Raw genomic sequence first — 18,767 nt, 5'->3', positions numbered from 1 at the left:
CGCTGCAGACCGCCCTGGACCGCCGCGACAACGGCGGCCAGTCCAGCCGCAAGTAACACCCGCTGAGCCGGCCGCCCGCTGAGTGTGGCCTTGAGCTTTGCGACCGCCGTGACCGGACCATCGGTCACGGCGGTTTCGCGTCCAGGGCCAGCGCCAGCGCTCCCATGAGCGACGCGTCGCCGGTGAAGCGCGCGAGCCCGACCTCCGGGGGGAACGGCACCGCCGCGGCCAGCAGTGCTCCGAGCCGCGCGACCAGCGACGGTTCGGCCGCCATGCCGCCGCCCAGGACGACCCGGCCGGCATCGAGGGCGATCGCGAGATTGGCCACCGCCATCCCCAGCCTGTCCAATGCCTCGTCGAGGAGCCCGGCCACACGCGGATCGTCGCGCAGCCCGAACAACTCCGCCGCGGTCACGTCGCGCCCGAGCAGCCGGGCGCCGCGCAGAGCAAGACCACTCCCGGACGCGTACTCCTCCAAAGGGGCGCGCCCGGCGGCGTGGCCCGGCTGTGCGGGGGAGGAGAGCGAGTAGCCGATCTCACCCGCCGCACCGTTGGCGCCGCGCAGCACGCGCCCGTCGAGCACGATGCCCGCTCCGAGCCCGGTGCCGGCGTTGACGTACAGGCCGACGCCGACCCCCGCGAGCCGCCCCCAGCGGACCTCCGCGGCCGCCGCTGCGTTCACGTCGTTGTCCAGCAGGAGCGCGGGCGCCTTGAGCCCCTCTTCGAGAAGGCGGGGGAGGGGTTGCTCCTCCCATCCCGGAACGTTGGGCGCCAGCACGACCCGCGCCCCCTGGACGACGCCGAAGGTCGAGACCCCCACCGCCACCGGGTGCCCGCCGCCGGTCTCCTCGATGAGACGGCGGGCGGCGGTGAGGGTGCGTTCGATCGCGGCACGGGCGCCGTCGCCGGCGCGGGTCTCCAGCGTGCGGCGGCGGAGCAGCCGTCCGGCGGTGGTCGCGGTGGCAAGCGCGATCTTGGTGCCACCGAAGTCGATGCCGAGGACGGTCGGGCCGCTCACCGCCTGCCGCCCGGACGGGCCCGGCGGGCGGTCGAGTCGATGGCCACCGCGAGCGCGAGGACGGCCGCGGTCACCATGAACCGGACCGAGGAGTCCACGTTCAGCAACAACATGCCGTTGGTGACCGACTGGAGCACGAGGATGCCGAGCAGCGCCGCGTAGGGCCGCCCGCGCCCGCCGAACAGGCTCGTTCCGCCGATCACCGCCGCCGCGATCGCGATGAGCAGGATGTCGCTGCCGCCTGAGCTCTGGTTGACCGCGGAAAGCCGGCTGGCCGCGAGGATCCCGCCTGCCCCGGCCAGCGTGGCCGCTGCGACGAAGGCCAGGATCCGGATCCGGGTCACGCCGATCCCGGCGCGGCGGGCCGCCTCGGCGTTGCCGCCGACCGCGTAGATCCAGCGCCCCGGCAGAGTGTGCCGCAGGCCGAGATCGAGCAGCACGACGAGCGAGCCGAAGATCACCAGAGTGAGCGGCACGCCGCGGTCGCCGTTCAGCACCGCGACCACGGCGGCCAGCACCACCACGAGCAGCCCGGCACGGAAGGCCAGCCACCCGACCGGCCGGACGGGGAGGTCGGCGCGTGCTCTCGCTCTCCGGCCGAGCAGCGACGAGCCCAGGACGACGGCCGTGATGCCGACGACGGCGAGCCAGCTCAGCCACGGCGGCAGCCAGGTGTCGCTGACCTTGGCCACGGAGCCGTCGAACGGCAGGTTGATCGTGCCCTCGTCGCCCAGGAGATAGAGCAGCAGCCCCTGCCAGCCGATCAGCCCCGCGAGCGTGACCACGAACGACGGCATGCCGAGCAGCGTGAACATCAGGCCGTGCAGCAGGCCCACAAGCGCGGCGGCCCCAAGCGCGAGGAGCACCGCCAGGCCCGCGGGCAGTCCCTGCTTCACGTACAGCAGGGTCATCACCACCCCGCACAGCCCGCTCACCGAGCCGACCGACAGGTCGATCTCCCCGAGCAGGAGAACGATGAGAACGCCGAGGGCGATGGTGCCGGTCGCGGCCATCTGCAGCGCGAGATTGGTGAGGTTCTCGGCCGACAGGAAATGCTCGTTGAGGGAGCCGAACACCGCCGCGATGACGACGAGGGCCGCCACCACCGGCAGCGCGCCCGGCTCCCCGCCGCGCAGGCGTCCGGCGAGCTCGGCCGGCCGTGGCGCGAGGATCCGCCGCGAGGTCTCGGTGATCATGCCGCGGCCTCCGCCCCGGTGATGGCCGCCACGATGGCCTCCTGGCTGGTGTCGGCGGTACGGAAGTCCCCGGCGTCGCGGCCGAGCCGGAGGACGACGATCCGGTCGCTGACCGCCCGGACGTCCGCGAGGTTGTGGGAGATGACCAGCACAGCCAGCCCCCGGTCGCGGAGGCGCCGGACGAGGTCGAGCACCTGGGCGGTCTGCTCCACACCCAGCGCCGCCGTCGGCTCGTCCAGCAACACCACCCGTGGTTCGCCGAGCAATGCCCGGCTGATCGCCACCGACTGCCGCTGGCCGCCCGAGAGTGCGGCGACGGGCGCCCGGATGTCGCGGATCCGCACGTCGAGGGAGGCGAGCAGATCGCGGGTGGCACGTTCCATCTTGAGCTGCCGCAACAACGACCAGCGGTGTGTCTCGCCGCCCAGGAAGAGGTTGGCGACCACGTCGAGGTTCTCGCAGAGGGCCAGGTCCTGGTAGACGGTGGAGATGCCCAGCGCCTGCGCGTCGTGCGGCCGCCCGATGCGGACCGGCCGGCCGCCGAAGAAGATCTCGCCCGCGTCGGGTGTGATCGCCCCGGAGATCACCTTCACCAGTGTCGACTTCCCGGCGCCGTTGTCGCCCACCAGCGCGACCACCTCGCCGGCGACCAGGCGCAGGTTCACCCCGTCGAGCGCATGCACCGCCCCGTACCGCTTGGTGATGTCGCGGGCCGAGAGCACGACCTCACCAGGTCCCCCGTGTGCCGCCGCCGGAACCCCCGCCGTCACTGGAGCCCCGCGGTCTTGCAGGCGGCGGCGACCTGGCCGGTACAGATCTTCGCGGCCGTGTAGAAGCCGTCCTTGATGATGGTGTCCTTGACCTTGTCCTTTGTCACGGCGGTCGGCGCCAGCAGGAAGGCCGGGATTTCGGCTGCGCCGTTGTTCATCTTCTGCGGTGCGGCGGGCTTCTCGCCGCGCGCGAGCGCCACGGCCAGGTCGGCCGACCGTTCCGCCTGCGCACGGATGTTGAGGTAGACGGTCATGTTCTGCTCGCCGGTGAGGATGCGCTGCACGGCGGCGAGCTCGGCGTCCTGGCCCGTGATCGGCGGGAGAGTCTTGTAGCCGGCCCGCTTCATCGCAGCGATCGCACCGCCCGCCATGCCGTCGTTGGCCGAGAGCACACCGGAAATGGTGTCGCGGCCGAGCGCGGTGATGGACTGCTCCATCTGCTGCTGGGCCTTGTCCGGGCTCCAGTCCGGGGTGTCGAACTCGCGCCCGATCTGCACCTTGCCGTCCAGGATCTGGTGCGCGCCCTTCTTGTAGTCGGCCGAACTCGGATCGGTGGGCGCCCCGTTCAGCATGACGATCTTGCCCTTGCCCAGTGTGCCGCGCGCCGTCAGCGCGTCCAGCAGCGCCTGGCCCTGCATCTGGCCGACGCGCACGTTGTCGAACGAGACGAAGTACGAATACTCGACGTTGGTGATGAGCCGGTCATAGGCGATGACCGGGATCCGGCGTTGCCGTGCCTGGTTGACCAGCGGTGCGGCCGCCTTGGCGTCGACCGCGTCCAGCACGATGACGTCGGCGCCCTGCGTGATGGCTCCCTCGACCTGTGACTGCTGCTTGGTCGCGTCCTGGTCGGCGTTGCCGTAGATGATCTTGCAGTCGGGGCAGAGCTGCTTCACCCGTCCCTCGAACAGCGGCCGGTCGAACGCCTCGTACCGCGTCGTCTTGGACTCCGGCAGGAACAGCGCGATGGTCGCCGCCCCGCCCTTACCGCTGCCCTTGTCGCCATCGCCGTCCTTGCCGTCAGAGCCACAGCCGGCCACCACCACCGCCGCGGCCAGCGGGATCACGCACCACCATCGACGCATCGACCTGCACCTTCCTTCCATCTCACGGGGTGGGTAAGGTGAAAGTAAGGGAGGCTTCCTAACAAAACAAGCCCCCAACGCGCAGAAGCGTTGATCGCCATGTCGTGGTATGCCACTGTCGGGACGTCGAAACAGGGGGAGACGCGTGACGATCGGGACCGGGCCCGGCAACGGCAAGCCCATCGCGAGCACCACCAGCGTGCTCCGGGTGATGAACGAGCGCGCCGTCTACGAGCGGATCCGCAGCGAAGGCCCGATCTCCAGGCCCGAGGTGGCCCGGCTGACCGGCCTGTCCAAACCCACGGTCTCGCTGGCGCTGGCCGATCTCGAACGGACCGGCCTGGTGCGGACCGTGGGCCACCGCACCGGCAACGCGGGCCGCGCGGCGATGTTGTACGAGATCGATCCCGGCGCCGGCCGGGTCATCGGCATCGACGTCGGCCGGGAGTGGGTGCGGGCCGCGCTGTCCGGCCTGGACGGCGAGCCGATCGTCCGGCGCGACGTCCGCTCCCAGGCGCGGAACGGGGACACGCTGATCGAGCAGCTGGCCGGCCTGGTGACCGAGCTCTCCGCCGAGGCGGGGATCGCGCCCGCCGACGTCACCTACATCGTGCTCGGTACCCCCGGCGTGCACGACGTCGAGAACGAGAGGCTGCGGCTGGCGCCCAACCTGCCCGGCTGGGACCGGCCTGGCACGACCGGGCGGCTGGCCGAGCGGCTGCCCGCCCCGTTCCTCATCGAGAACGACATCGCCCTCGCCGCCCTCGGGGAGCAGGCCCACGGCCTCGGCGAGGGCATCTCCGACTTCGCGTTCCTGTCGGTCGGCACCGGCATAGGGATGGGCATCGTCCTGGAGGGCAAGCTGTTCCGCGGGTCCCGGGGCGCAGCGGGCGAGGTGGCGTTCCTGCCGTTCGGTGAGAGCGATCCCCTTACCCACACGCCGGGTGCGCGGCGGCACGGCATGCTCGAGAGCGTGCTGTCAGCCGCCGGGCTCGTCGCCACCGCACGCAGGCTCGGCATGCCCGGGCGCCCGACGGTCAAGAAGGTGTACGACGCGGCGCGGGCGGGCGACCCGATCGCGCTGGAGGCGGTGCGCTACGAGGCGGGCAACATCGCCCGGGCGCTGGCCAGCGTCATCGCGCTGCTCGACCCCGAGCTGGTGATCATCGGGGGCGGGCTGGGCCAGCACGGGGTGGATGTGCTCCTGGACGCCGTACGCGAGCGGCTGACCGACATGACCCCGCTCGATCCGCCGCCGATCGAGCCGTCGGTGCTGGCCGAGGAGGCCACCGTGCTCGGCGCGCTCGCCACCGGGCTGTCCACCGCCATCGACATCGTCTTCAACCGCGCCGTCGGCGAACCGGCGGTCGGCTGATGACGGACGTGATCGCGGCGATCCGTGCGGCCGCGGAACTGGGCCCGTACTTCGAGATCGTCACCGACCCGGCCGAGGAGGCCGACCCGACTTGGCGCCCGCTGCCCGAGAAGGATCCGGACCGCCTGCTCGGGCTCATCGACGCGTACGCCCAGCGGCTCGGCACGGACGAGCGCCGCGTGGCGGCCTCGATCCTCTTCCAGGGCCTGGCATCCCGCCTCTGGTCGCCCGTGGTGGCCGCCGCGGCGCTGGGCGCCGTACCCGACCTGTCGAGTCTCCACTGGCGATGGGCCCCAGGGGCGCCGATCGCGCTCTGGCTGGCCCAACCCTCGGGGTGGCCCCGGTCGGCGGACCGCCTCTACGAGACGGTCGTGACCGGCCAGCTCCAGCCGTTGCGCGAGACGATGCTCCAGGTCGTACGCCTGGCCGACGGGCTTCTCTGGGGGAACGCGGCGTCGGCCCTGGCCGGAACGCTCCGCGCTGGAACGCTCCGGCCGGACCTGGCCGCGCCGCTGAACACCCTCGTCCGGGATCTGTTCTCCCGTGACCCGCTCACCGGCACGGGCTCGTTCGAACAGGGCCGGGGCTTCGTGCGACGCAGCTGCTGCCTCTACTACCGCGTCCCGCCCGGCGGCGAGATGTGCGGTGACTGCGTGCTCCTGACTCGTTGAAAGGCGCGCTCGGTGAGGGCCCCGAAGAGCAGGCCCAACGTCGCCCACAGCACCACCTGGATCCCCAGCGAGGCGATCCGGAAGTCCCACAACACGGTGGCCGGGAAACCGTCGGCGACCGCGTCCGGCTTGGGTGTGAGCCGGTAGACGACCCCGACCACGACGGCGAAGCCCACGGTGGCCGCGATCGTCGCGTTCCAGATCCCGAGCCTCGGCAGCAGCCGGCGCTGGACGATCACCGCGGCGGCGGTTGCCAGCACGCCGAGCGCCACCACGCCGAAGTAGAGCGCCGTCCGGCCGCCGATCGTGTCCGGATTGCCGACCGCCGGGGGTGTGGGCGGGTACTTCAGGAACGGCACGACCACGACGGCCACGAAGCCGCCGAGGGCGACCAGCGCCGCCGTCGCGCGGGCGCCGAGAGCACCGATCCTGCCGTACGCGAACGCGAACGCGATGGCGAAGAGCCCGCCGACAGCCACGCCGTAGACCACCATCGCCGTGATCAGGCCGGTGGTCTTCTGGACGGTGCGGCTGACCACCTCGGCCTCGCCGCCGTGGTGGTGCGCGGCGGCCTGCGCCTCCTCGAACGAGATGGCGTGCCCCACCTGCGGTTCACCGTAGATCCAGGCGATCACGAGCGCGAGCGCCGCCGCGGCGAGCCCGGCGAGCATGCCGCGGATGAGAAGAGAGCGCATCATCAGTGGCAGGGGAACCCGAGAAGGTGCCGGCCGTCGTGCGTGAACTCGTGCACCCAGGTGCCGCTGAACAGCGAGGTGGCGCCCTGTTCGGCACCGATGAAGTAGATGAGGACGAGGCCCAGCACGGCGGCGAAGACCGCCCACGGCAGGATCTCGCGGACGGGGACGCGCAGCGGAACGGGCGGCGTCTGGACTTGCGTCGCAGGTACGGCTGACTGGGCCATGGGGTCTCCTCACGGGGTGCACTCGCCCCGGTGACGGGAGGACGGCAGGTCAGTTCCTGACTTCCGGGACCCCGGAGGGCCTATCGGACACAGTGGCGGGACCGTCCTGGAATCGCACCAGGTTCCTGCGCACTGCCGCCTCGCTTGTGAACTTGTCCTGGAGAGCGTCTCCTTCGCCAAGGTGCACGTCAAGTGGGCAAAGGGTGACAAAGACGGAGCGCCGCCTTCACCGCGCCCCCGTACGGCCGGTGAAGACGGAGCTCCCATCTGATGGCGCGTATCGTCACGCGGCGGCCGAACTGGCCGGCGCCCGGCGCAGACCGGGAACGATCAAGGCCAGCGTGACGAACGTCAGGACCAGCCCCACGACGATGACGCCCTTCACCGCCCCCGTGGTGTCGTCGACCAGGAGGCCCGGCACGGCGCCCAGGCCGGAGAGGGCTCGGGTGACCACGACGGCCCACAGACCGGCGCGGCCACCTCGCCAGGCGTGCACCACGCCGGCGAGGGTGACGACGCCGAGGATGGTGGTGATCACGACGACCTCGGGGGGAGGCCCGTCGAGCGCGCCGGTGGCGAGGTCGCCGATCCCGAGCAGGGCGGCGAGCACAAGGCCGATGGTGAACGCGGTGGACTTCATGGGAGATCCCTTCCGTACTGAGGTGGCCTCAGCGTGCGGCCCCCGGACACCCGGACGGCAGGGGGCACGGTGCCGCGCGGCCAGGAGGTGATCCCGGGCGGTCTGGGGCCGTACACCCAGGACAGGGAGGGGTGACCGGCCGCATCATGAGCGCATGGACGCCACCTGGCGCGCCGCGCGCACCGCCCCCACCCGCCCGCTCGCAGTCGGCTTGTTCGTCCTCGCCGCCGCCGGTGTGATCGCCGCGATCGCCGTCAGCGCGGGAAGCGGCCGGGGCTACACGCACGCCCTGGACACCTTCGTCGTGTCGAATTCCGCGATCGGGCTGTCGTTCGCGTTGTGCGGTCTCCTGATCGCCTGGCACCGGCCGCGCAACCCCCTCGGCTGGCTGCTCCTGGCGGACGGAATCGGGCATGCCGTCACGGCCGGGCTGGCCCCGGTGGCCGAGCACGGCGTGGAGGCGGGCTGGCCGGAGTGGCTCGTGCGCACGCTGCTGACCGTCGCCATGTACGCGTGGCCGTGGTCGATCGGGCTGTGCCTGCCCCTGATCCTCCAGCTCTTTCCGGACGGCCGCCCGGCAGGCCCGGTGTTCCGGCGGCTGATGTGGGCCACGGTCGCGACCGCTCCGCTGTTCGTCGTCTCGATGGGTTCTGATCCGGAGGGGCTCGTTCCCGGTCACCCCGGCTACCTGACGCTCGCCGCCCACGACGACCTGGTGCCGCTCTGGACGGTGGCGGAGCTGACCGAGCTCGCCGCGATGCTCACCGGGCTGGTCTCGCTGGCGGTCCGCTACCGGCGCGGTGACGAGACCCTGCGCCGCCAGCTGCTCTGGCTGACGCAGGCGGTGCTGCTGGTCGTCATCGTCCTGGTGCCGTGGGGGGTGTTCCAGGCCGCGCCGATCTACGTGTTGCTGGCGATCCCGCTCGTCCCGGCCGCCATGACGGTGGCGATCATCCGGCACCGGCTGCTGGACATCCGGCTCGTCGTCTCGCGGACCGTCTTGTACGTGCTGCTGACCGCCGGCGTGCTCGCCGCGTACGTCGGGCTGGTCGCGATGTTCGACACGGTGATGCGCCGCGAGGTGGGACTCGGCAGCTCGGCCCTCGCCACCGTGGCGATCGCCGTGGGGTTCAATCCTGTGCGTGTACGGCTCCAGCGGGCCGTGGACCGGGTGCTGTACGGAGACCGTGCCGATCCCGTCCGGGCGGTGTCCCGGGTGGGGGCGCGGCTCGACACCGGCCTGCCGGGCGTGCTGGAGGCCGTCCGGGAGGCGCTGCGCATGCCGTTCGCGGCGTTGCGCGCGCACGACACCGAGATGGCCGCGTCGGGCACCGCGCCGGAGCTCTTGCACACGATCCCGCTCACATACGCCGGAGAACGGGTGGGGGAGCTGGTCGTCGGCCTCCGCCAGGGGGAGAGGCGGCTGGGTGCTCCCGACCGGGCGGTGCTGGAGCTGCTCGCGGCCCCGCTCTCGGTCGCGGTGCACGCCGTCCGGCTGTCGGACGAGCTGCAACGTTCCCGCGAGGCCCTCGTCGTCGCCCGTGAGGAGGAGCGGCGGCGGCTGCGCCGCGACCTGCACGACGGGCTCGGGCCGGTGCTCACCGGTGTCGTCTACAAGGCGGACGCGGCGGGCAACCTGCTCGCCGCCGATCCGGGCGCCGCCCGCGGGCTGGTCGCCGAGCTGCGTGCCGAGACCACGCACGCGATCGAGGACATCCGGCGGCTGGTGTACGACCTGCGCCCGCCCGCGCTGGACGACCTCGGGCTGGCGGGCGCGGTCCGGCAGCGCGCGGCCCAGCTCGACCGCGCCGGCCTTGCCGTCCGTGTCGAGATACCACCGTTGCCGGAGCTGCCCGCGGCGGTCGAGGCCGCCGCGTACCGGATCACGGCCGAGGCCATGACCAACGCGGTGCGGCACTCCGGCGCCGGGCGCGTCGAGGTCCGCATCCACGCCGACGGGCGGCTGCACGTCGAGGTGGCCGACGACGGCGGTGACGGCGCTGGTGAGTGGCGGCCGGGCGTGGGACTGTCGTCCATGCGGGAACGGGCCGCCGAGCTGGGCGGCACATGCACTGCGGGTCCGGGTCCCGGCGGCGGCCGCGTGACCGCCGTCCTTCCCCTGGGGACATCATGATCAGAATCGTGCTGGCGGACGATCATCCGGTGGTGCGCGGCGGACTGCGTGCCCTGCTCGGGTCGATCGAGGGGCTCAGCGTGGTCGGCGAGGCCGGGGACGGGCACGCGGCGGTGCGCGAGGCCGTGACCCACCGGCCGGACGTGCTGGTCATGGACATCCAGATGCCCGGCCTGGACGGCATCGAGGCGACGCGCGAGGTGACGCGGGCCGCGCCCGGCGTGGCGGTGCTGATGCTGACCATGTACGAGGACGACGACTCGGTGTTCGCGGCGATGCGGGCGGGTGCCGCCGGCTACCTGCTCAAGGGCGCCCAGCAGGACGAGATCGCGCGGGCCATCCGGGCGGTCGCGGCCGGTGAGGCCATCTTCGGGCCGGGCGTGGCACGGCGGGTACGGGCCTTCTTCGCCGCGCCCGCGCCGGCCGCAGCCGAGCCGTTCCCGGAGCTCACCGAGCGGGAGCGGGAGGTCCTCGACCTGATCGCGGCCGGGCGCCCGAACGGCGAGATCGCCCGGCGGCTCGCGATCGCGCCCAAGACCGTGGCCAACCACATCTCCAGCGTCTTCGCCAAGTTGCGCGTGGCCGACCGGGCGGAGGCGATCATCCGGGCCCGGGAGGCCGGCATGGGACGAGACGAGCATCTCGGATCGTGAGACCGTTGCTCACGAGCTGAGACGTTGCGGTAGAGTGCGCCCATGCCTTCCCGCAACATTCGTCTGGCCGTCATCCCGGGTGACGGGATCGGCCCCGAGGTCGTCGCTGAGGGGCTGAAGGTCCTTGAGGCCGCCGCCCCCTCGTCCGGCCTGGCGTTCGAGCAGACCCCGTACGACCTGGGTGCCGCCCGCTGGCACCGGACCGGCGAGGTCCTGCCCGACTCGGTGCTCGGCGAACTGCGGAGCCAGGACGCCATCCTGCTCGGCGCCATCGGCGACCCGACCGTGCCCAGCGGGACGCTGGAGCGCGGGCTGCTGCTGCGGATGCGCTTCGAGCTCGACCAGTACGTCAACCTGCGGCCCGTCAAGCTGCTCCCGGGTGCCTCCACCCCGCTGGCGAACGTCCGGCCCGAGGACATCGACATGGTCGTCGTCCGCGAGGGCACCGAGGGGCCCTACGCGGGCGTCGGCGGCGTGCTCCGCAAGGGGACCCCGCACGAGGTCGCCACGCAGGAGAGCGTCAACACCGCCCTCGGCGTCGAGCGGATCATCCGCTACGCGTTCGAGCAGGCCGCCGTGCGCCCGCGCAAGAAGCTGACGCTCGTCCACAAGGACAACGTGCTGACCTTCGCCGCCGGGCTCTACCAGCGTTACCTCAAGGCGCTCTCCGCCGAGTTCCCGCAGGTCGAGGTCGACTACAGCCACGTCGACGCGGCCACCATGTTCTTCGTCAACCAGCCGCAGCGGTACGACGTGATCGTCACCGACAACCTGTTCGGCGACATCATCACCGACCTCGGCGCCGCCGTCGCGGGCGGCATCGGGCTGGCCGCCTCCGGCAACATCAACCCGACCGGCGCCGCGCCGTCGATGTTCGAGCCGGTGCACGGCAGTGCCCCCGACATCGCCGGTCAGGGCAAGGCCGATCCGACCGCTACGATCCTTTCCGTCGTCATGCTGCTCGACCATCTGTCGAAGTTGGAGCCAGGTGCCGCCGAGTCCGCGCGGCGCGTCGAGCAGGCCGTCGCCGACGATCTGCTGGAGCGCCCGGGGCTGGGCGTCCGGTCCACGTCGCAGATCGGCGACGCGATCGCGAAGCGAGTATCCGGCTAGGGGCGCGCCTCTCTGGTCAACAGAGCGAACTCCGGGCGCGCCTCGCGGGCGCGCCCGGATTTTTCCGTGCGCGCACCGTGATCGAGGAGTGGGGCTGGACGAAGTACGACAATAGGGAATAAGGAATGCCGGGCGGCAAGGGAGCCGCGGTGGCGCCGGGAGAGGACCGAGACGATGAGCAGCACCCTGGACTTCGAAATCACCCTGACGGACCAGCCGACCCCGGCGGCCGAGCGCGAGCGCGTCCTGGCCGACCCCGGGTGGGGTGTGCACTTCACGGATCACATGATCACGATCCGCTACCAGGAGGGCAAGGGCTGGTACGACGCCCGCCTGGAGCCCTACGGGCCGATCGCCATGGATCCGGCCAGCCAGGTCCTGCACTACTCCCAGGAGCTGTTCGAGGGGCTCAAGGCCTACAAGCAGGCCGACGGCTCGGTCGTCACGTTCCGCCCGTACTCCAACGCCGCCCGGATGAACCGCTCCGCCCGCCGGATGGCGATGCCGGAGATCCCCGAGCAGTTGTTCGTGGACTCCCTGGAACTGCTGGTCCGCACGGACCGGGACTGGATCCCCGGCAAGGAGGGCCAGAGCCTCTACCTGCGGCCCTTCATGTTCGCCACCACCCGGGCCCTCGGCGTCAACCGTCCCGCGAACGAGTTCCTCTTCGTGGTCATCGCCTCCCCGTCCGGCCTGTACTACCCCCGCGGCATCAAGCCCGTCTCGGTCTGGCTGTCGCGGGACTACGTGCGGGCGGCCCCCGGCGGCACCGGCGAGGCCAAGACCGGCGGCAACTACGCCGCCTCGTTCGCCGGCCAGGCCCAGGCCGTCGAGCACGGCTGCGACCAGGTGGTCTGGCTCGACGCGATCGAGCACCGCTGGGTCGAGGAGGTCGGGTCGATGAACCTGGTCTTCGTGTACGGCTCGGGCGCCGGTGCGAGGCTGCTCACCCCGGCGCTGAACGGGGCGCTGCTCGCGGGAATCACCCGCGACTCCATGCTCAAGCTCGCCCCCGACCTCGGCATCCCGGTCGAGGAAGGCAAGATCAGCATCGAGGAGTGGCAGGCCGGCTGCGAGTCCGGCGAGATCACCGAGGTCTTCGGCTGCGGCACCGCCGCGATCATCAGCCCGGTCGGCCACGTCAAGGGCGCCGACCGCGAGTGGAACATCGGCACCGGCGAACCCGGCCCGATCTCCATGAAGCTCCGCGAAGAGCTCATCGGCATCCAGTACGGCACCAAGCCCGACCCATATGGCTGGGTCCACAAAATCGCGTGACCTTGTGGGGGGGCGACCCCCCACACCCCCCGCGCCGGGTCGGCGGCCTTGCTTCGCTGCGGCCGCCACCCCGGGCAGGGGCTCCGCCCCTACGACCCCGGCAAGGGGCTCCGCCCCCTGCACCCCCGGAAATACCCACTCGATCATAAATCCATCTCAGTATCTGAGATGGATGTCTTATCTGCTCGGACGGTGTGGCATGCTTACTCGCATCATGCGCTACAGCCTCGTAATTATCGGCTGGCGCGCCGGCAGCTAACGGGACATCGCCGGCGCGCAGACCTCTCACGTCCGTGAGGGGTTTTTTGCTTTCCAGAGGCAAGTTCACGCGCGGGCCAGGCCCCAAGGGGGATTTTCGATGCAGGGCGACGGTTTCCACGTCTACGACACCACGCTGCGAGACGGGTCACAGCAGGAGGGGCTCAACCTCTCCGTGGCCGACAAGCTTGTCGTCGCGCGCCACCTCGATGAGCTCGGGGTCGGCTTCATCGAAGGTGGCTGGCCGGGCGCCAACCCCAAGGACACAGAGTTCTTCCGGCGGGCTCAGACCGAGCTCGACCTGAAGCACGCGCAGCTCACCGCGTTCGGCGCGACCCGCCGGGCCGGTGTGCGGGCCGCCGACGACCCCCAGGTGGCCGCCCTGCGCGACTCCGGCGCTCCTGTCGTGACCCTTGTCGCCAAGAGTCATGACAGGCACGTCGAGCTGGCCCTCCGCACGACGCTGGAAGAGAACCTCGCGATGATCCGCGATACCGTCTCCCACCTGCGTGCGGGGGGCCAACGAGTTTTTCTTGACGCCGAGCACTTCTTCGACGGCTACAACGCCAACCGCGCCTATGCGCTGGAGGTCGTACGGACCGCTGCTGAGGCGGGGGCCGACGTCATCGCGCTCTGCGACACCAACGGCGGGATGTTGCCCGATGAGCTCGCCGACGTCGTCCACGAGGTGGTCTCGGTGGGTGCTCGTGTGGGCATCCACTGCCACGACGACTCCGGCTGCGCGGTGGCCAACTCGCTCGCGGCCGTACGCGCCGGGGCGACGCACGTCCAGGGCTGCGCCAACGGCTACGGCGAGCGCAGCGGCAACGCCAACCTCTTCACGGTCATCGGCAACCTCCAGCTCAAGCGGGGTATGCAGCTGGTCAGCGATGAGCAGCTCGCCGAGATGACCCGGATCGCCCACGCGGTCTCGGAGGTCACCAACGTCACGCCGAGCTCGCAGCAGCCGTACGTGGGGCTGTCGGCGTTCGCGCACAAGGCGGGCCTGCACGCCTCGGCCGTGAAGGTCGACCCCAATCTGTACCAGCACATCGACCCGGCCGCGGTCGGCAACGACATGCGGATGCTCGTCTCCAGCATGGCCGGTCGCGCGTCGGTGGAGCTCAAGGGCCGGGAGCTGGGGTATGACCTGTCCGGCGAGAAGGCCAAGCTCGTCGTGGACCGGGTCAAGGAGCTGGAGTCCACCGGCTACACGTTCGAGGCCGCTGACGCCTCGTTCGAGCTGCTGCTCCGCGAGGAGTTGACAGGCGTCCGGCAGCGGCACTTCGAGGTCGAGTCGTGGCGCGCCATCGTCGAGCGCCGTCCCGACGGCTCCATGGTCAGCGAGGCCACGGTGAAGCTGCACGCCAAGGGTGAGCGGATCGTCGCCACCGGCGAGGGCAACGGCCCGGTCAACGCGCTCGACAACGCGCTGCGGATCGCGCTGGGCCGGCTCTATCCCGAACTGGCCCGGCTGGAGCTGATCGACTACAAGGTCCGGATCCTGGAGGGGTCGCACGGCACCAACGCGCGGACCCGCGTGCTCATCGAGTCCAGCGACGGCACCCGCGAGTGGGGCACGGTCGGCGTTGAGGACAACGTGATCGCCGCGTCCTGGCAGGCGCTTGAGGAGGCCGTGACGTACTCGCTGCTCCACGCCGGCTACGAGGCGGGCTGATCCGGGAATGTCCGCCGCAGAGCGGGCATTACCCAGGGCATGAGCAGAGAGATCTCCGACAACGCCCAGCAGGGCCGCTTCGAGCTGCACGAGGACGGGATCCTCGCGGGCTTCGCGGAGTACGAGCGCAAGCCGGGGCAGATCGTCTTCACGCACACCGAGGTCGATTCCGCCTACGAGGGCCAGGGCATCGGCAGCGCCCTGGCCCGCGGCGCACTGGACCATGTCCGGGCCGAGGGCGGTCTGTCCGTCGTCCCGAACTGCCCGTTCATCAAGGGCTGGATCAGCAAGCACCCTGACTACCAGGACCTGGTCGCCTGAACGTCAGCCCTTGGGCTCGGCGCTCTGGATCACCTCGAACGACCACAGCTCGGCACCGGCGGCCGCTGGGCCGCCGTGGCCGTGCCCGTGCCCTTGTCCCCGGGCCTCGGCGTCCTTGGCGGCCTGCGCGTGGCCCTGCTTGAACGCCTGGCTCTCCGTCCAGCGCTGGAAGTCCTCCTCGCTGCGCCACTGCGTGACGACCAGATAGCGGTCGATGCCCTCGACGGGGCGGAGGAGCCGGAAGCTCTCGAAGCCCTCGGCGGACTCCACCAGCCCCGCCCGGCCCGCGAAGCGCCGTTCCAGCTCCTCGCGCATCTCCTCCGGAACGGTCAGCGCGTTGATCTTGATGACGGACAAGACGGGTCTCCCTCGGATCGGCATGTGCCCGGCGTTCAGCAGAAACGTTACGCGCACCGCCGGAGGGATGATCGACGGGGGATCACACCGCGCGCAGCGAGGAGCCGCCCGCGAGGTACATCCAGCCCGTGAGCGCGGACTCTTTCACTTGGATCTCGACCGGCAGGTAGCAGGCCGGGTCGACGAACCCGGGCCCCTGCTGGATGACCGTCTCGTACACGAAGGTCGAGGCGATGAAGCCCAGGTCGGCACCCGTCTCGGCGAGCCTGCTCTTCAGGATGGGCGCCTCCAGGAGCCGGGCGGTCTGGATGATGGCGGTGCCCGACACCCCGCGCGGGTCCCAGGTCACCGGGCCGACGTGCAGGGCGACCCGGAGCTGGAGCCGGGTCGCCTCGCTGGCCCGCCGGTTGTGGCGCCGGAGCAGTGCCGCGAGCCGGGCCAGCGTCGGGTCGACGACCGACCGGGTCGGCGTGTCGGGTGGGACGACGATGAGGGCCCCGTCGCCGCGGTCCTCCTGGTAGTAGTCGGGTTGCCCGAGGCCCGAACCGGCGAAGGCGTCCTGGAGCATCACGTACATCGACTCCCGGACGATCATCCGGTCGTCGTCGTCGCGGCTGTGCCCTCCGAACCCGGCGATGTCGGTGAGCAGGATCGAGCAGTTGCCGCCCGACCAGGCGGGTGCCTGCGGCTGCGCCACCCGGCCCGGCCAGCCGAATGAGCCCGGCCATCTGTGCTCGCCGGGCCAACCCTGCGGGCCCGCCCACAACGGGGTGCCTTCCCAGATCGGCGAACCCGCCCAGACGGGAACGTCCGTACGCTCGGAGGCCGCCTGCCGTGGCGGCACCTCGGTGAGCCGGTCGTACACCTGCCGCTCCAGGACCGCCTGCACACGCGGGTACTCGGCGATGAAGTCCAGGAAGCTCTCGGTGCGCATCTGGAACGCGCCGACCTCGGTCTCGGCCGTGACCATCGCCGACCGGGCCCGGACGAGCAGCGCCGCCCGCTCGCCCACCAGGTCGCCGGGGCCCCGGACGGCGATGTCCCGGATCCCGTCGGGCTCGTGGACCCAGACCTTCGCCCAGCCGGACATGATGACGATGACGTGTTCGGCGGGGCGCCCCTCGCGGCACAGGACGTCGCCCGGCCGGTAGGTCGCCTCGTGGGCCCGTGCCCGCAGGGCCTGCCGTTCCTCGATGGTGAGCGCCTGCCAGAAGTTCGGCCGGGGCCCGGCCATGGGCAGCCGCCCATCGGGGCCCGGGGTGCCGGTGGTGCCGTCGCCACCGGCGGGCCGTCCGGCAGGGACGGTGGGACGGGCGGGCGAGTGTGCTCCGCTCCTGCTCGGCTCACCCCTTTCCGCCGTGGGGCGGTCGTCGGTGGACGTGGGCCCGGACGGGCCGCTAGTGGACACGCTGGTCCCGGACATGCCCGGAGCGGACGTGAGCACGGTCCAGCGCTGCACGTCCGCAGCCGTCTCGTTACGGGCGTTCCTGGTAGGTTCCAGCGCCGTCTCGCGGGTGGAGGACCCGCGCGCCGGGCGGAAGATGGCCGTCAGCGGTCGCGTGAACGCGAGCTGGTCGCTCGACTTGAGGGCCTGGATCTCCTCGACCGTGGTGGCCAGCGAGCGGCCCTTCCTGGTCAGGGCGATCTGGTCGTAGGTGAACCCCGCGATGGGCACGGCGACGAGCGCCAGCAGCGCCGCGATGATCCCCCGTACTCCGCCGACCAGCACTGCCCCTGCGATGACCAGCATCGAGAGACCGATGAGAGCCATCGAAAGGCTCGGCTTGATCGGCTGGCGTGGCGGCGTGCCCGGAACCCTGAGGGCACCGGCCTTGCTCCACCGCCGTCTGTCTCGCACTCTGTTCACTCCGCCTCCCTTCCCCGGGGGAGGGAGCCCGGGGCCTGGCTCGGGCTCGGATATGGCCAGCGTATGACGTCGCGCATACGAAGTACATGCAATCCGCGCATAAAATTCTGTTGCAACTTGCACAGAAGCATGATGTTTCGAGATCGACATGTGATGTTCAGGCAGGTTTCTCTGACATAGAGTGCGGGAACCACCTGAGTTGAGAGCATGCGAACAACAGACGTTCGATGTTGGAGGCGAACCCGCTCATGAAGAACTCCGGAGCAGCCTCCGAGACGCACAGCGCGCGCCCGCCCGGCCGGCGTGACGTCGACGACCGGGACGCCGCCCCCGCAGGACCGGTGGGGGAACGGGTCACCGTCAACCTCAGCCTGAAGGCGCGCGATGCCCTCGAGGAGATCATGGCCCTCACCGGCATCAACAAGACCGACAGCATCAGCCGAGCCCTGGTCGTGTACGCCGAGATCGAGCGCATGGCCGGCAACGGCGGGTCGATCTACTGCCGCGAGAGCCCCGACGGCGACCTCATGAAATGGAAGATCGTCTGAACCGACCCTTGAGCATCAGTGCACCTTGAGCACGAAAAAGATCATCATGGTGGCCAGCGTGCCCACCGTGACCCCGACACCGCCGAGCGCGGACTGGGCCGGCCCGCGCCCGCCCAGCCACCTCGCTCCGCGCGGTGACGGTGCGAGGCCGATTCGCGGTGTCCCGGACCACGGTGTACGGCGTATCCGTCTCTGGAAGAGGGCACCCGACGGGCAGTCGTCCCCGACGGTACGGACATCCACGTCGCGGAATCCCTGGCGGCGGTAGTAGGCGTGCAGTTCCTTGTTGTCGGTCCAGACGTCGATGCGGATCAGCTTCGCCCCGGGGGTACGGCGGCGTCCCTGCCGGCCCGCCCAGCGGATCAGCTCGGCGCCGAGCCCGGTGCCCGCGTACGCACGGTCGATCACGAGCCGGTGGATGTAGACCGCCTCCGCCCGCTGCTCGTCCTCGGTCCAGAGGTCGTTGCCGAACGGGTTGATCGTGACCGAGGCAGCCGGTGTGTCGCCGTCCCACAGGATCCACGTCAGCCGGTTGACGACCCCCTCGTAGACCCGCTTGTCCCGCCCCTCCCGGTCAGGCCAGGGCCTGTTCCACTGCTCGGTGTCCTTCTCCTCGCGCAGCCAGTCGGCGGCCTGCTCGATAAGGCCGATGACGACCGGGACGTGCTCGAGCTCGGCGAGGCGGATCTCAAAGCGCGGCCCCCGTTGGCGGATCCGAAACCAGCGGACCCCGGCGTTGACGTTCACGTGGATTCCTGTGCTCCGAAAGTGAGATCCCCCACCTCTCCGGCCGGAGAAGCGGGGGTTACCTGACATGTGTTGTGCGGCCCGTCCCGGGGACTGTGTCTCCGGATCGGCGTTCCCGGGGGTGCAGGGGGCGGAG

Annotated in this window: 19 protein-coding genes and 1 riboswitch; of the genes, 9 read left to right on the top strand and 10 right to left on the bottom strand. The window is 71.1% G+C overall.

Features of this window, described 5'->3' with window-relative positions; all coding sequences use genetic code 11:
* Window positions 1-124 precede the first annotated feature (124 nt).
* From ACH34W_RS39730 to ACH34W_RS39715, 4 genes are read right to left on the bottom strand one after another with little or no spacing between them, the layout of a single operon-like run.
* Window positions 125-1,018, bottom strand: coding sequence for an ROK family protein (locus ACH34W_RS39730; RefSeq protein ID WP_395966355.1), 894 nt, complete (start codon window positions 1,016-1,018; stop codon window positions 125-127).
* Window positions 1,015-2,214: a sugar ABC transporter permease gene (locus ACH34W_RS39725; RefSeq protein WP_395966354.1), complete on the bottom strand. Its 1,200-nt coding sequence runs from the start codon at window positions 2,212-2,214 to the stop codon at window positions 1,015-1,017. Before ACH34W_RS39725 ends, ACH34W_RS39730 begins: the two co-directional genes overlap by 4 nt.
* Complete coding sequence (locus tag ACH34W_RS39720; protein WP_395966353.1) at window positions 2,211-2,936, bottom strand: ATP-binding cassette domain-containing protein; 726 nt, start codon at window positions 2,934-2,936, stop codon at window positions 2,211-2,213. The genes ACH34W_RS39725 and ACH34W_RS39720 overlap by 4 nt, the downstream gene beginning before the upstream one ends.
* A 44-nt stretch (window positions 2,937-2,980) precedes the next feature.
* Window positions 2,981-4,069: a sugar ABC transporter substrate-binding protein gene (locus tag ACH34W_RS39715; RefSeq protein WP_395966352.1), complete on the bottom strand. Its 1,089-nt coding sequence runs from the start codon at window positions 4,067-4,069 to the stop codon at window positions 2,981-2,983.
* Window positions 4,070-4,214: 145 nt separating this feature from the next.
* On the opposite strand from ACH34W_RS39715, the gene ACH34W_RS39710 reads away from it, so the two are divergent.
* A complete protein-coding gene (locus tag ACH34W_RS39710; protein WP_395966351.1) occupies window positions 4,215-5,444 on the top strand; it encodes an ROK family protein in 1,230 nt (409 codons plus the stop codon).
* Window positions 5,444-6,115, top strand: a complete 672-nt coding sequence (locus tag ACH34W_RS39705) for a (2Fe-2S)-binding protein (RefSeq protein WP_395966350.1) — start codon at window positions 5,444-5,446, stop codon at window positions 6,113-6,115. The genes ACH34W_RS39710 and ACH34W_RS39705 overlap by 1 nt, the downstream gene beginning before the upstream one ends.
* Here ACH34W_RS39705 and ACH34W_RS39700 read toward each other — a convergent pair.
* The 3 genes from ACH34W_RS39700 to ACH34W_RS39690 form a co-directional block, all read right to left on the bottom strand.
* Window positions 6,058-6,813, bottom strand: coding sequence for a CbtA family protein (locus ACH34W_RS39700; protein WP_395966349.1), 756 nt, complete (start codon window positions 6,811-6,813; stop codon window positions 6,058-6,060). The genes ACH34W_RS39705 and ACH34W_RS39700 overlap by 58 nt on opposite strands.
* Window positions 6,813-7,037 (bottom strand): CbtB domain-containing protein, encoded by a 225-nt coding sequence (locus ACH34W_RS39695; protein ID WP_395966348.1) that lies wholly within the window; start codon window positions 7,035-7,037, stop codon window positions 6,813-6,815. The genes ACH34W_RS39700 and ACH34W_RS39695 overlap by 1 nt, the downstream gene beginning before the upstream one ends.
* 29 nt (window positions 7,038-7,066) lie before the next feature.
* Window positions 7,067-7,208: riboswitch (cobalamin riboswitch) on the bottom strand.
* Between the two features lie 112 nt (window positions 7,209-7,320).
* Window positions 7,321-7,677 (bottom strand): hypothetical protein, encoded by a 357-nt coding sequence (locus ACH34W_RS39690; RefSeq protein ID WP_395966347.1) that lies wholly within the window; start codon window positions 7,675-7,677, stop codon window positions 7,321-7,323.
* A 154-nt stretch (window positions 7,678-7,831) separates the two neighbouring features.
* Between ACH34W_RS39690 and ACH34W_RS39685 the strand changes: the two genes are divergently transcribed.
* From ACH34W_RS39685 to ACH34W_RS39660, 6 genes are all read left to right on the top strand, one after another.
* A complete protein-coding gene (locus ACH34W_RS39685; protein WP_395966346.1) occupies window positions 7,832-9,811 on the top strand; it encodes a histidine kinase in 1,980 nt (659 codons plus the stop codon).
* A complete protein-coding gene (locus tag ACH34W_RS39680) occupies window positions 9,808-10,464 on the top strand; it encodes a response regulator (RefSeq protein ID WP_395966345.1) in 657 nt (218 codons plus the stop codon). The genes ACH34W_RS39685 and ACH34W_RS39680 overlap by 4 nt, the downstream gene beginning before the upstream one ends.
* A gap of 42 nt (window positions 10,465-10,506) precedes the next feature.
* Window positions 10,507-11,577, top strand: a complete 1,071-nt coding sequence (locus ACH34W_RS39675) for a 3-isopropylmalate dehydrogenase (RefSeq protein WP_395966344.1) — start codon at window positions 10,507-10,509, stop codon at window positions 11,575-11,577.
* Between the two features lie 174 nt (window positions 11,578-11,751).
* A complete protein-coding gene (locus ACH34W_RS39670; protein ID WP_395966343.1) occupies window positions 11,752-12,855 on the top strand; it encodes a branched-chain amino acid aminotransferase in 1,104 nt (367 codons plus the stop codon).
* A 358-nt stretch (window positions 12,856-13,213) separates the two neighbouring features.
* Complete coding sequence (cimA, locus tag ACH34W_RS39665) at window positions 13,214-14,791, top strand: citramalate synthase (RefSeq protein ID WP_395966342.1); 1,578 nt, start codon at window positions 13,214-13,216, stop codon at window positions 14,789-14,791.
* 39 nt (window positions 14,792-14,830) lie between these two features.
* The gene (locus ACH34W_RS39660) at window positions 14,831-15,112 is read left to right on the top strand and encodes a GNAT family N-acetyltransferase (RefSeq protein WP_395966341.1); all 282 of its coding nucleotides are present in this window, start codon (window positions 14,831-14,833) and stop codon (window positions 15,110-15,112) included.
* 3 nt (window positions 15,113-15,115) lie between these two features.
* Here ACH34W_RS39660 and ACH34W_RS39655 read toward each other — a convergent pair whose 3' ends face one another.
* Entirely contained in the window at window positions 15,116-15,469 is a 354-nt protein-coding gene (locus ACH34W_RS39655) for an antibiotic biosynthesis monooxygenase family protein (RefSeq protein ID WP_395966340.1), read from the bottom strand.
* A gap of 82 nt (window positions 15,470-15,551) precedes the next feature.
* Window positions 15,552-17,336: a Crp/Fnr family transcriptional regulator gene (locus tag ACH34W_RS39650; protein ID WP_395966339.1), complete on the bottom strand. Its 1,785-nt coding sequence runs from the start codon at window positions 17,334-17,336 to the stop codon at window positions 15,552-15,554.
* 227 nt (window positions 17,337-17,563) lie between these two features.
* Here ACH34W_RS39650 and ACH34W_RS39645 point away from each other — a divergent pair, with 227 nt between their 5' ends.
* On the top strand, window positions 17,564-17,884 hold the full coding sequence (locus ACH34W_RS39645; protein WP_395966338.1) for a hypothetical protein: 321 nt from the start codon (window positions 17,564-17,566) through the stop codon (window positions 17,882-17,884).
* Window positions 17,885-17,899: 15 nt separating this feature from the next.
* Here the strand turns inward: ACH34W_RS39645 and ACH34W_RS39640 are convergent, their stop codons facing one another.
* Window positions 17,900-18,631 carry a GNAT family N-acetyltransferase gene (locus tag ACH34W_RS39640; RefSeq protein ID WP_395966337.1) on the bottom strand — a complete coding sequence of 244 codons (732 nt, stop codon included), beginning with the start codon at window positions 18,629-18,631 and terminating at the stop codon, window positions 17,900-17,902.
* Between the last annotated feature and the right edge of the window lie 136 nt (window positions 18,632-18,767).

Source organism: Actinomadura sp. 6N118 (assembly GCF_044326415.1).
Lineage (GTDB): Bacteria > Actinomycetota > Actinomycetes > Streptosporangiales > Streptosporangiaceae > Spirillospora.
This window is presented reverse-complemented; position numbering and strand designations above follow the sequence as displayed.

Bases quoted from the DNA above. Each gene is read 5' to 3' on its own strand.
- ACH34W_RS39675 (WP_395966344.1), top strand. From the start codon at position 10,507: ATGCCTTCCCGCAACATTCGTCTGGCCGTCATCCCGGGTGACGGGATC.
- ACH34W_RS39695 (WP_395966348.1), bottom strand. From the start codon at position 7,037: ATGGCCCAGTCAGCCGTACCTGCGACGCAAGTCCAGACGCCGCCCGTT.
- ACH34W_RS39700 (WP_395966349.1), bottom strand. From the start codon at position 6,813: ATGATGCGCTCTCTTCTCATCCGCGGCATGCTCGCCGGGCTCGCCGCG.
- ACH34W_RS39685 (WP_395966346.1), top strand. From the start codon at position 7,832: ATGGACGCCACCTGGCGCGCCGCGCGCACCGCCCCCACCCGCCCGCTC.
- ACH34W_RS39670 (WP_395966343.1), top strand. From the start codon at position 11,752: ATGAGCAGCACCCTGGACTTCGAAATCACCCTGACGGACCAGCCGACC.
- ACH34W_RS39645 (WP_395966338.1), top strand. From the start codon at position 17,564: ATGTTGGAGGCGAACCCGCTCATGAAGAACTCCGGAGCAGCCTCCGAG.
- ACH34W_RS39725 (WP_395966354.1), bottom strand. From the start codon at position 2,214: ATGATCACCGAGACCTCGCGGCGGATCCTCGCGCCACGGCCGGCCGAG.
- ACH34W_RS39690 (WP_395966347.1), bottom strand. From the start codon at position 7,677: ATGAAGTCCACCGCGTTCACCATCGGCCTTGTGCTCGCCGCCCTGCTC.
- cimA (WP_395966342.1), top strand. From the start codon at position 13,214: ATGCAGGGCGACGGTTTCCACGTCTACGACACCACGCTGCGAGACGGG.
- ACH34W_RS39705 (WP_395966350.1), top strand. From the start codon at position 5,444: ATGACGGACGTGATCGCGGCGATCCGTGCGGCCGCGGAACTGGGCCCG.
- ACH34W_RS39660 (WP_395966341.1), top strand. From the start codon at position 14,831: ATGAGCAGAGAGATCTCCGACAACGCCCAGCAGGGCCGCTTCGAGCTG.
- ACH34W_RS39680 (WP_395966345.1), top strand. From the start codon at position 9,808: ATGATCAGAATCGTGCTGGCGGACGATCATCCGGTGGTGCGCGGCGGA.
- ACH34W_RS39715 (WP_395966352.1), bottom strand. From the start codon at position 4,069: ATGCGTCGATGGTGGTGCGTGATCCCGCTGGCCGCGGCGGTGGTGGTG.